The organism is Pseudoalteromonas sp. KAN5 (assembly GCF_022846535.1).
GTDB lineage: Bacteria > Pseudomonadota > Gammaproteobacteria > Enterobacterales > Alteromonadaceae > Pseudoalteromonas > Pseudoalteromonas haloplanktis.
Map to the genome: position 1 here is coordinate 3,205,295 of NZ_AP025589.1, position 14,745 is coordinate 3,220,039.

A 14,745-nucleotide genomic window follows, 5' to 3' on the forward strand; every position below is an offset into this window, starting at 1 on the left:
ATGGATATAGCAAAACAAGATATAGCTGCCATCGTTCAAATTTCTGGCCAAACATGGGTAATTACCAACTCTGGACAATGGATTCTAGCGCAAGAGGTAACAAGCTCCCTTGCTGACATTGAAGTCATCACCTTAACCGCAGAGCAAATAGATTTAAACGCAGAGCAACCCCAAGTACTTGTAAATGGTCAATGGTTAACTCTCCCCTCACAAGTCATTACTTCTATAACAACAATAAACGAAAACAACCAACCGCCAACCGAACAACAACCTACAAATCAACAAAGTGCAAACGAAGGCCAACAAGGTAATAACTTCTTTTATCAATTTATTCAGCGAAGTGCGGATTCTATTGTCCCTGAGTCAGGCTTTGATACAACTGGCGCGATTAATACCGATGATGAGAACAGCCCCTTAACTGGCGGTAATGATGGAGATAATGGCGGTGAGATTCTGTTACCTGAATTATCAATTACCATTGCAGATGGTGGTGATGAATGGGTCAATCAATTTGAAACTCCTAGCACAGATTTATTTGGTAAAGCCCTGTATGCTAATGATGGCCAAAGCTTAACAGTGACACTCACCGATATTAATGGAAAAACGGTCACTTTAACGACTACTGCACAAAACCAAGCATGGCAAATTAACGATATTGATTTAAGTATGTTTGCTGAAGGGCAAATTATTGCAGATATCCAGCTTACCACCCCCTTCAATAATGCCGATATTAATGCTCAAGATACGAGTGTTAAAGATACCCTTGCTGAGATCAGCTTATCTGTCCAAAAAGTAGAGAAAACTGCGGATAATATATTAGTTGTGTCTTTTTCCGGTGATGTAACCAATATTCAAGATGGCCAACCTGTTACTGTGCAGCTATTTTTCCCAGACGGCACCCTCATTACCAGCGCAGAAACAACCGTTATTGATGGGCAATGGAGTTTGGAAAACATCAGCACAGCCCCGCTTCTTGATGGCAATTATTTAGTAACTGTTACCAGTAACGATTTAGCGGGCAACCCAGCTACGGCTGAGCGCTTTGTGTTTAAAGATACTTTGGCAGAGATCACTGTTAATGTACTAGAAAATTGCAGCACAGAAGGTGAGACCTACGATGTTGTTGGAACAGTCAACGATGTAGAGGATGGTAATATAGTCACTCTCGTTTTAACCGATAGCAATGGCACAAGTAAGACCTTTCAAACCACAGTGCAAAACGGCGCTTATGCATTAATTGATGCCGATATGAGTGGCTTAGCTGATGGTTCTATCACTGTTACAGCAACAGTGAGTGACTTCTCAGATAACCAAGCAAGCGCCAACACTGACTTTATTTATGACTCTCTAGCTCTATTAACAATTAATATTAATGATACCGATGATAGCGTTATAAACGCCGCTGAAGATAACAATGTGTCAATATCTGGCACGGCGGTAGGCATAGAAAATGGCCAAACTGTGTTTATTACCTTAACTGATGTTAATGGTAATACCTTAGAGCTTAGCGCGACAGTAAGTAATGAAGCATGGCTGCTCAACAATGTTGATATTTCAAGTTTAGATAACGGCACAATAACGGCGACCGCAAATAGCACAGATTTAAATTGTAACCCAGCTACTGCAATTGACACAGCCGAGCATGATAAACTCGCTGAAATCACTGTAAATACCACAACTACACTCGCAAGCAACGGCTTACTGTATAATTTTAACGGCACTGTTATCGATATTGAAGATGGTAATGCGGTAACACTCACAATCACTGATAGAAACGGCCAAAACCAGGTTTTAACTGCCGTTATAATCAATGGCAGCTATAGTGTACAAGGCGTTGAACTGACGCTTGCCGATGGCCCACTTTCGATCACTGTAAACAGCCAAGATGACGCTGGAAACCCTGCCACTGCTAAGCAACAAGTTGACTTTGATAACAGCGCAAGTATTACAGTTAATATTGATACCGGCGGTGACGCTATCGTAAACTTAGCTGAGTCATCTAACCGAACATTATTTGGTGATGTTACTGATGTTGAAGATGGCCAAATGGTCACAGTTACAGTAACCGACGACAATGGCATTAGCCTTACTTTTACTACACAAGTAAACAATGGCAGTTGGCAAGTCGATAACGCTGATTTAGCAACTCTTGCCGATGGCACATTAATCATTACTAGCAGCGTTACTGATTTAAGTAATAACACAGCACAAGCAAGTACCACCACCACAAAAGACACACAAGCAAGTGTTACCATACACATTGATTCTGGTAGTGATGAGTTGCTTAATAAAGAAGAAGTTCTCGCTACAAGTATTACAGGAACAGCGACCGCTATTGAAGATGGTCAATTTGTTCTAGTAACTGTTACTGATAGCCAAAACAAGCAATTAAGCTTTAGAGCAGAGATAATCAATGGCAGTTGGTCCCTAACTGATTTAGACCTCAGCAGTTTAGCTGAAGGGCCTATCAATGCCGTTGCAACTGTAAGTGACTTAGCAGGAAATTCAGCAACCGCAACCGATATAGCGTTCAAAGATACGCAATCAAACATCACTGTTGAAGTTGCTGAGCAATGCCATGATGGTGTTGAAATAATCGATTTACTTGGTACTGTTGAGAATGTTGAAGATGGCGCACCAGTAGTGCTGATCATCACCGATAGTGAAGGTAATACCCTGCGTTTTGATACCACCAGTAATAACGGAGCTTGGGCATATACAGGTGCCGATTTAACTGGATTAATCGATGGCGACTTAAACATTCGTGCCTACACCACAGATCTCAGTGGCAATATTGTTTCAACCGATATCAGTTATGTAAAAGACACTATCGCGCAAATCACCATAGACGTAGATACAGGCACTGATGAAGTAATTAATAGTACAGAAACCCCAGCAACGAGCATTTCTGGTACTGTTACTAATGTTGAGGATGGCCAAACAGTAACCGTTTCTGTAAAAGATATTAACGGTAAAATCGTTACCTTTAGCGCCACAGTTTTGGCTGGAGAGTGGCTAGTTGCCGATGCCGATTTAAGTATTTTAGCGCAAGGTCAACTTATCTTCTCGGCAACCGTTAAAGATTTAAGCTGTAATACTGCAACAGCAACCGCAGATCATATTAAAGATACACTCGCCGAAGTAACGATTGTTGTTGAATCAAATGGTGATAACTTAATCAACAGCAATGAAGTCAATGCCGTTACGCTTTATGGTGAGGCGACTCACATAGAAGATGGTCAATTAGTCACTATTACCGTTACGGATTCAGCGGGTATCAGCCAACAATTCACCACAACCGTGATGAATCAACAGTGGCAATTGGCGGATCTTGATTTTACCAGCTTTGCCGAAGGTAAATTAGACTTTACCGTAACGGCTAACGACCTAGCAGGTAACTCAGCCAGCAATACAACTGATGTCTTTAAAGATACCTTATCCACCATTTCGATGCAGATCCAAACTAATGGTGATGACATTCTCAATGAGTTAGAAGTCAACCCAGCTATATTTGGTGGGGTTGCAAATGATATTGAAACTGGTCAAGCCGTTGAAATCACGGTAACCGATAGCCAAGGCACGATACTGACCTTTAATACCGTGGTGCGTAATGGCTATTTTATTATTGAAGACGGTGACTTATCAACATTGGCTGATGGTGAACTTACCTTCACAGCCACTACCACAGACATCAATGGCAACCCAGCTACTGCAACAACGGTAGTAACAAAAAATACAGCGCCAGTTGACATCACTATAGATATAGATACGGGTTCAGATAATGTCATTAATGACGCTGAGTCAGCAACTGTAGATATTACTGGTACCACAGTGAATGTTGAAGACGGTGCAATCGTTACTGTTGTGCTAACAGATATCAATGGAGATAGCTTAACCTTTACTACTCAAGTATTTAATAACCAATGGCGACTCGATAATATTGATTCCCGGTTTTTAATTGATGGCAACATTAATGGCACAGCAACTGTCACCAATAGTGTGGGTAACTCAGGCTCAGCACAAGAGATTGTTGGCAAAGATGTGGTGGCGAACATCACAGTACAACTTAACGACGCCGACCAAGTAATCAACCAAATTGAGACTAAACAAAACAACTTCTCAGGCGTTGTTAGCAATGTTGAAGACGGGCAAACCGTCACGCTTACACTGACCGATAAAAACGGCCTCACCGTAACCGCCACCACCTTAGTCGTCAATGGTACATGGACGCTCGGGGATGTTAATTTATCCACTCTGGCTGACGGGGAGATCACCGCAACGGTTGCAGTCGCCGATGCGGCTGAGAACCCAGCAAACAACAGTATTACATTCACTAAAGACACCACAGCAACAATTTCTATCACCGTTGAAGACGTTGACCAAATTATTAATGCCGCAGAGCAAAGTGCAGTGAGTGTGTCTGGTACCGTGTCTGGTATTGAAGATGGCCAAACAGTCATCATTTCTGTTACAGATAGCCGTGGCACAACTCGCACCAATGATTCACTAACGATTGTTGATGGTAAATGGTCTCTGAGCGATGTTGATATCAACGATCTGGCGGAAGGCGATTTAGTCGTTACTGTAACCAGCACCGATATCGCAGGCAATGTCGCAACAACCAGTGTGACGGTAGTTAAAGATACCCTCGCAAGTCTCACCATTAATGTAGCTGATGGCGGTGATAATTCACTCAATGCTGTAGAGGTCGCCGATGTAGCCATCTCTGGTACTGCGCTTAACGTGGATGACGGCCAAACAGTCACTGTGCTCGTCACTGACTCTGCAGGTAAAACACAGGAATATTATGCCAGCGTATCAGCCGGTGCATGGGCGTTAACTAACACTGATCTATCTGGTTTTGCTGAAGGTGTATTGACCTTCAGTGCCAGTGTAACCGATGTAGCAGGTAACCCTGCAAGCGCTGATACCACAGTCTTCAAAGACACTTTATCGACTATCTCTATTCAAGTGGGCACCAATGGCGACGGCATTCTAAATAGCGATGAAGTACTCACCACCACCTTTGGTGGTGCAGCCACGGATATTGAAGACGGCCAAGTAGTAACCGTTACAGTAACTGACAGTGCAAATGCAACGCTGAGCTTTACCACGACTGTGCGTAACGGCTATTACCTCATTGAAAATGAAGATTTAAGCTCACTTACCGATGGCGAGCTGACGTTTACCGCTGAAGGGCTGGATAGAAACGGCAACCCTGCAACAGCCACCACTAACGTTATAAAAAATACAGCCCCTGTTGATATCACCATTGATATCGACACAATCCAAGACAATATTATTAATGCTGTAGAAGCGCCGGTGGTTGATATCACCGGCACGGTGAGTAATGTTGAAGATGGTCAAACCGTCACAGTAACGCTGACTGATGGTGTTAATACCATCACCCGAACCGCCGTCGTTAATGGCGGCGTGTGGATGATTAGTGATATTGATACCCGTATCTTAAAAGACGGCGATATCACCGGCACAGCCACCGTAACGAACCAAGCAGGTAATTCAGGCTCAAGCCAAGAAGTCGTACAAAAAGACGTCGTCGCAGATATTAACGTGACATTTAATGACGTTGACCAAATCATTAATACCGCCGATAGCACAACCAATAGCTTCTCTGGCACCGTGAGTAATGTGGAAGATGGCCAACTCGTTACCCTCACCTTCACTGATACGAATGGCAACACCAAACAAGTAACCACCACCGTCACCAGTGGCCTATGGGCTATTGATAATGTTGATTTAACCGGCCTTGCTGATGGTCAAATTAGCGCCACTGTGTCGGTCAACGATGTCGCTGAAAACCCCGCGACTGATAGCATCGGCTTTACTAAAGACACCGTCGCCACAATCACCGTAAACGTGATTGATAGCGACCAAGTGATTAATAATGCTGAGCAAAGTGCCGTGGATTTATCGGGCGCTGTAAGCGGTATTGAAGAAGGCCAAACCGTGACTATCACCGTCACTGATAGCCAAAACCGCAGCCTTGAATTTACCACCACCGTTGTCAATAGTGCCTGGGCATTGGCTAATCTTGATTTAACTGTGTTTGCTCAAGGTGAATTAACCGTTACCGCAACCAGCACCGATGTCGCAGGCAATACGGCAACCAATACCACCACCGTGGTAAAAGATACCCAAGCAAGCCTCACTATCAGTGTCGATGATGGCGGCGATAACTCAATCAATGCCCGCGAAGTCACTGCGGTGCTGGTCAATGGTACAGCCAGCAACATTGAAGACGGCCAACGCGTAACCATCCTTATTAGCGATGTGGATGGCGTCACACAACAATACACCACCACTGTCGCCAATGGCGCATGGAGTTTAGGGGAGCTTGACCTCACAAGCTTTGCAGAAGGCGAATTAAGTTTTAGCGTCAGTGGCACTGATGCAGCAGGCAATGCCGCGGCAGCAGACACGCAAACATTTAAAGACACCATTTCAGCCATTTCAATGCAGATACAAACCAATGGCGACGGCATTTTAAATAGCCTTGAGGTTAACCCAGCGACCTTTGGTGGGGTGGCCAATGACATTGAAGACGGCCAACCAGTGGAAATTATTGTCCGTGATGAAGCCGGTAACCGTTTAATTTTTAATACCACAGTGCAAAATGGTTTCTTTATTATTGAAGATGGGGATTTATCCAGCCTACTGGATGGCGACCTAACCTTCACTGCGACCAGTATCGACAGCTTTGGTAACCCTGCTGTTGCCACCAACACGGTAACAAAAGACACCGCTGCGGTTGAAATCACGGTTGAGATAGACACAGTCCAAGATGACACTATCAATGCAGAAGAAGCACCCACTGTGCGTATTAGTGGCACCACCGACGCTGAAAACGGCCAAGTCGTGACGGTGTTATTAACCGACACCGCCGGTAATTCAATCACCCTCACCACCACCGTAATCAACGGCAAGTGGATGCTTGAAAACATCGACACCCGTTTCTTAGTTGATGGTGATATCACCGCCGTTGCAAGCGTAGAAAACCGCGCGGGTAATTCAGGCGACGCCACTGACACTGTACTAAAAGATGTGTTGGCTGACATTACCCTACAACTCAATGATGCTGACCAAGTCATTAACGAAAACGAGGTAACGACCAATAACTTCTCTGGTACCGTCACCGATGTGGAAGATGGTCAAACAATCACCCTGCTGTTCCTTGATAAAAATGGCAATAGCACCAGTGCAACGACAACCGTTGTCGCAGGTGCATGGACTGTTGAAAACGTTGATTTATCTAACTTAGTGGATGGGGTTATTACCGCCCAAGCGCGTGTAAGCGATCAACCTGAAAACCCTGCCAGCAGTACCATTACCTTCTTAAAAGACACCACGGCCGATATTACTGTCAGCGTGAACGATGTTGATCAATTGATCAACACTGCTGAGCAAACAAGTGTGGCACTATCAGGCTCTGTGACGGGCATTGAAAATGGTCAAACCGTGACTATCACCCTCAGTGATAATACAGGGCGAGAGCTGCAATTTACCACCACCGTTATTGATGGCAACTGGGCCCTGTCAAACATCGATTTGAGCAGCTTTGCTGAGGGTGAGTTTACCGTAACAGCCAGCGCGCAAGACAGCTATGGCAATCAAGCGGATGCCAGCACAAGCGCAACTAAAGACACCCAAGCCATTGTTACTATTGATGTTGACAGCGGCAGTGATAACTTACTCAATGGGGCAGAAGTCGGCAGTGTCGATTTAGCAGGCGATGCACTTTATATCGAAAATGGCCAAACGGTAACGGTCACCATTACTGATAGCGATGGTAAAACCCAAATCCTCACCACCACAGTCATGAATGAACGCTGGGCAATTGACGGCGTTGATATGAGTGGTTTTGCTGAAGGGGCGCTTGATTTCACGGTCGCCACAACGGATATTGCAGGGAATACCGCCACTAACACAGATCAAGTATTTAAAGACACCTTATCCACCATTTCAATGCAAGTACAGATGAATGGTGATGACATTCTCAATGAATTAGAAGTCAATCCAGCCACCTTTGGTGGGGTTGCAAATGATATTGAAACTGGTCAAGCAGTTGAAGTCACGGTAACCGATAGCCAAGGCACAACGCTGACCTTTAATACTCTGGTGCGTAATGGCTACTTTATTATTGAAGATGGGGATTTATCCGGACTTGCGGATGGCGATCTCACTTTTACCGCCAATACGACTGATATTAACGGCAACCCAGCGACCGCAACCACCACAGTCGTGAAAAACACTGCACCGGTTGAAATCACTATTGATATCGACACTCTTCAGGACGATGTCATTAATGATGCGGAATCGCCACTGGTTGATATCACCGGCACCACAGTGAATGTGCAAGACGGTGCGGTTGTGACGGTTATTTTAACCGATGCCAATGGCACTACATTGCGCTTTACCACCACAGTAGCTAACAATACTTGGCGTTTAGATAATGTGGATACATCAACATTATTAGATGGCACCATCACCGGCACAGCGACTGTCACCAATAGTGTGGGTAACTCAGGCTCAGCACAAGAGATTGTTGGCAAAGATGTGGTGGCGAACATCACAGTACAACTTAACGACGCCGACCAAGTAATTAATCAAACTGAGGCTAAGCTCAATAACTTCTCTGGCAGCGTCACCGATGTCGAAGACGGCCGAACAGTCACCCTCACATTGACTGATAAAAATGGTGCAACCGTTAAAGCAACAACCTTGATTGTTAACGGTCTATGGACGTTGGGAGATGTGGACTTATCATCCCTTGCTGATGGTGAGATCACGGCAAGCGTGGCAGTTTCTGACGTGGCTGAAAATCCAGCCAATAACAGCATCACCTTTACCAAAGACACCACAGCGACGATATCTATTACTGTTGAAGACGCCGACCAAATTATCAATGCTGCAGAACAAAGTGCGGTGAGCGTATCAGGTGTGGCAACGGGCATAGAAGATGGCCAAACAGTCATTATTTCTGTCACCGATAGCCGCGGCACTACACGCACTAACGACTCAGTTACCTTAGTTGATGGAAAATGGTCGCTTAGTGACGTAGATATCAACGATCTCGCCGAAGGCGATTTAGTCGTCACCGTTACCAGCACTGATAGTGCTGGCAATGTGGCAACAAGCACGGTAACTGTGGTTAAAGATACCCAAGCCGCGCTAACTATAGATGTTGCTTCTGGTACTGATGATCTTCTCAACGCCCGTGAAATAAGTAACGTTTTGATCAGTGGCTCAGCTACCGGTATTGAAGAGGGTCAACGTTTAACAATAACCATCACTGACAGCGCCAACATACAACAAACATACCAAACAACTGTCACTAACGGGCTTTGGTCGTTAGGCGAACTTGATTTATCTGACTTTGCTGAAGGCCCACTAGAGTTTGATGTAGCAGGCAATGATATAGCAGGAAACTCAGCAACAGCAAATACACAAGTATTTAAAGACACAGTATCTGTGATCTCTGTACAAATTAAGCATAATGGCGACGAGATCCTCAATAGCACAGAAGTAGACCCAGCAGTATTTGGTGGTGCGGCTAATGATATAGAAACAGGTCAACCCGTCGTCATCAAAGTGGTTGATGCAAATGGTCAAACTCTGACATTTAATACCACTGTAAAAAATGGCTTTTTTATAATTGAAGATGGTGACTTAAGTGGCCTTGCCGATGGTACCTTAACGTTTACAGCAACCAGTATTGATAGTAATGGAAATGTAGCAACGGCTTCAAATACCGTTATCAAAAATACAGCCCCTATTGATATCACCATTGATATAGACACCCTCCAAGACAATATTATTAATGCTGTAGAAGCGCCGGTGGTTGATATCACCGGTACGGTGAGTAATGTTGAAGATGGTCAAACTGTCACAGTGACGCTGACTGATGGCGTAAACACCATCACTCGTGCTGCTGTCGTTAATGGCGGCGTGTGGATGATTAGTGATATTGATACCCGTATCTTAAAAGACGGCGATATCACCGGCACAGCCACCGTAACGAACCAAGCAGGTAATTCAGGCTCAAGCCAAGAAGTCGTACAAAAAGACGTCGTCGCAGATATTAACGTGACATTTAATGACGTTGACCAAATCATTAATACCGCCGATAGCACAACCAATAGCTTCTCTGGCACCGTGAGTAATGTGGAAGATGGCCAACTCGTTACCCTCACCTTCACTGATACGAATGGCAACACCAAACAAGTAACCACCACCGTCACCAGTGGCCTATGGGCTATTGATAATGTTGATTTAACCGGCCTTACTGATGGTCAAATCACCGCAACCGCGTCAATTAACGATGTTGCAGAAAACCCAGCCTCGGCAACACTCTCTGTTAATAAAGACACCGTCGCCACAATCACCGTAAACGTGATTGATACCGACCAAGTGATTAATAACGCTGAGCAAAGTGCCGTGGATTTATCGGGCGCTGTAAGCGGTATTGAAGAAGGCCAAACCGTGACTATCACCGTCACTGATAGCCAAAACCGCAGCCTTGAATTTACCACCACCGTTGTCAATGGTGCCTGGGCATTGGCTAATCTTGATTTAACTGTGTTTGCTCAAGGTGAATTAACCGTTACCGCAACCAGCACCGATGTGGCTGGCAACCCAGCAACAAACACCACAACGGTGGTAAAAGATACCCAAGCAAGCCTCACTATCAGTGTCGATGATGGCGGCGATAACTCAATCAATGCCCGCGAAGTCACTGCGGTGCTGGTCAATGGTACAGCCACTAATATTGAAGATGGTCAAACAGTGACCATCTTCATCACCGATGTAAATGGCGTTAATCAGCAATACACCACCACGATTACTAATGGCACGTGGAGCTTAGGTGAATTAGATTTATCAACCTTTGCTGAAGGTGAGCTGAGCTTTACTGTCAGCGGCAGCGATGCAGCAGGTAATCCTGCTGATGCTGACACGCAAACATTTAAAGACACGTTATCCACTATTTCGATGCAAATACAAACCAATGGCGACGGTATTTTAAATGTTGATGAAGTTAACCCAGCTACGTTTGGTGGGGTTGCCAATGACATTGAAGACGGCCAACCGGTTGAAATTATTGTCCGTGATGAAGCCGGTAACCGTTTAATTTTTAATACCACAGTGCAAAATGGTTTCTTTATTATTGAAGATGGCGATTTATCGAGTTTACTGGATGGCGACCTAACCTTCACTGCAACCAGTATCGACAGCTTTGGTAACCCTGCGATTGCCACCAACACAGTAACGAAAGACACCGCTGCAGTGGAAATAACCGTTGATATTGACACCGTACAAGATGACACCATCAATGCCGCTGAAGCACCCACCGTGCGTATTAGTGGCACCACCGACGCTGAAAACGGCCAAGTCGTGACGGTGTTATTAACCGACACCGCCGGTAATTCAATCACCCTCACCACCACCGTAATCAACGGCAAGTGGATGCTTGAAAACATCGACACCCGTTTCTTAGTTGATGGTGATATCACCGCCGTTGCAAGCGTAGAAAACCGTGCGGGTAATTCAGGCGACGCCACTGACACTGTACTAAAAGATGTGTTGGCTGAAATTACCCTCCAACTCAATGATGCCGATCTCGTCATTAATGAAAACGAGGTAACGACCAATAACTTCTCTGGTACCGTCACCGATGTGGAAGATGGTCAAACAATCACCCTGCTGTTCCTTGATAAAAATGGCAATAGCACCAGTGCAACGACAACCGTTGTCGCAGGTGCATGGACTGTTGAAAACGTTGATTTATCTAACTTAGTGGATGGGGTTATTACCGCCCAAGCGCGTGTAAGCGATCAACCTGAAAACCCTGCCAGCAGTACCATTACCTTCTTAAAAGACACCACGGCCGATATCACTGTCAGCGTGAACGATGTTGATCAATTGATCAACACTGCTGAGCAAACAAGTGTGGCACTATCAGGCTCTGTGACGGGCATTGAAAATGGTCAAACCGTGACTATCACCCTCAGTGATAATACAGGGCGAGAGCTGCAATTTACCACCACCGTTATTGATGGCAACTGGGCCCTGTCAAACATCGATTTGAGCAGCTTTGCTGAGGGTGAGTTTACCGTAACAGCCAGCGCGCAAGACAGCTATGGCAATCAAGCGGATGCCAGCACAAGCGCAACTAAAGACACCCAAGCCATTGTTACTATTGATGTTGACAGCGGCAGTGATAACTTACTCAATGGGGCAGAAGTCGGCAGTGTCGATTTAGCAGGCGATGCACTTTATATCGAAAATGGCCAAACGGTAACGGTCACCATTACTGATAGCGATGGTAAAACCCAAATCCTCACCACCACAGTCATGAATGAACGCTGGGCAATTGACGGCGTTGATATGAGTGGTTTTGCTGAAGGGGCGCTTGATTTCACGGTCGCCACAACGGATATTGCAGGGAATACCGCCACTAACACAGATCAAGTATTTAAAGACACCTTATCCACCATTTCAATGCAAGTACAGACGAATGGTGATGACATTCTCAATGAATTAGAAGTCAATCCAGCCACCTTTGGTGGGGTTGCAAATGATATTGAAACTGGTCAAGCCGTTGAAGTCACGGTAACCGATAGCCAAGGCACAACGCTGACCTTTAATACCGTGGTGCGTAATGGCTACTTTATTATTGAAGATGGGGATTTATCCGGACTTGCGGATGGCGATCTCACTTTTACCGCCAATACGACTGATATTAACGGCAACCCAGCGACCGCAACCACCACAGTCGTGAAAAACACTGCACCGGTTGAAATCACTATTGATATCGACACTCTTCAAGATAATGTTATTAACGATGTTGAATCGCCACTGATTGATATCACCGGCACCACAGTGAATGTGCAAGACGGTGCCGTTGTGACGGTCATTTTAACCGATGCCAATGGCACTACATTGCGCTTTACCACCACTGTAGCTAACAATACTTGGCGTTTAGATAATGTGGATACATCAACATTATTAGATGGCACCATCACCGGCACAGCGACTGTCACCAATAGTGTGGGTAACTCAGGCTCAGCACAAGAGATTGTTGGCAAAGATGTGGTGGCGAACATCACAGTACAACTTAACGACGCCGACCAAGTAATCAACCAAATTGAGACTAAACAAAACAACTTCTCAGGCGTTGTTAGCAATGTTGAAGACGGGCAAACCGTTACGCTCACTTTAACCGATAAAAACGGTCAAACAGTGACAGCAACGACCATAGTGGTGAATGGTACATGGACACTTGGTGATGTTAATTTAGCAGCTCTTGCTGATGGTGAGATCACGGCAAGCGTAGCGGTCTCTGACGCGGCTGAGAACCCAGCAAACAACAGTATTACATTCACTAAAGACACCACAGCAACAATTTCTATCACCGTTGAAGACGTTGACCAAATTATTAATGCTGCAGAGCAAAGTGCAGTGAGTGTGTCTGGTACCGTGTCTGGTATTGAAGATGGCCAAACAGTCATCATTTCTGTTACAGATAGCCGTGGCACAACTCGCACCAATGACTCGCTAACAATTGTTGATGGTAAATGGTCTTTGAGCGATGTTGATATCAACGATCTGGCGGAAGGCGATTTAGTCGTTACTGTAACCAGCACCGATATCGCAGGCAATGTCGCAACAACCAGTGTGACGGTAGTTAAAGATACCCTCGCAAGTCTCACCATTAATGTAGCTGATGGCGGTGATAATTCACTCAATGCTGTAGAGGTCGCCGATGTAGCCATCTCTGGTACTGCGCTTAACGTGGATGACGGCCAAACAGTCACTGTGCTCGTCACTGACTCTGCGGGTAAAACACAGGAATATTATGCCAGCGTATCAGCCGGTGCATGGGCGTTAACTAACACGGATCTATCTGGCTTTGCTGAAGGTGTATTGACCTTCAGTGCCAGTGTAACCGATGTAGCAGGTAACCCTGCAAGCGCTGATACCACAGTCTTCAAAGACACTTTATCGACTATCTCTATTCAAGTGGGCACCAATGGCGACGGCATTCTAAATAGCGATGAAGTACTCACCACCACCTTTGGTGGTGCCGCCACGGATATTGAAGACGGCCAAGTAGTAACCGTTACAATAACTGACAGTGCAAATGCAACGCTGAGCTTTACCACGACTGTGCGTAACGGCTATTACCTCATTGAAAATGAAGATTTAAGCTCACTTACCGATGGCGAGCTGACGTTTACCGCTGAAGGGCTGGATAGAAACGGCAACCCTGCAACAGCCACCACTAACGTTATAAAAAATACAGCCCCTGTTGATATCACCATTGATATCGACACAATCCAAGACAATATTATTAATGCTGTAGAAGCGCCGGTGGTTGATATCACCGGCACGGTGAGTAATGTTGAAGATGGTCAAACCGTCACAGTAACGCTGACTGATGGTGTTAATACCATCACCCGAACCGCCGTCGTTAATGGCGGCGTGTGGATGATTAGTGATATTGATACCCGTATCTTAAAAGACGGCGATATCACCGGCACAGCCACCGTAACGAACCAAGCAGGTAATTCAGGCTCAAGCCAAGAAGTCGTACAAAAAGACGTCGTCGCAGATATTAACGTGACATTTAATGACGTTGACCAAATCATTAATACCGCTGACAGCACAACCAATAGCTTCTCGGGCACCGTGAGTAATGTGGAAGATGGCCAACTCGTCACCCTCACC

1 protein-coding gene (running past one end of the window) is annotated in these 14,745 nt (G+C 45.3%); it reads left to right on the top strand.

The genetic code is table 11. From position 1 onward, the window contains the following. On the top strand, window positions 1-14,745 hold the 5' portion of the coding sequence (locus tag KAN5_RS14400) for an Ig-like domain-containing protein (RefSeq protein ID WP_244389978.1). The gene runs 10,287 nt beyond the window's last position; the window shows 14,745 of its 25,032 coding nt (coding positions 1-14,745); it begins with the start codon at window positions 1-3; the stop codon falls past the right edge of the window.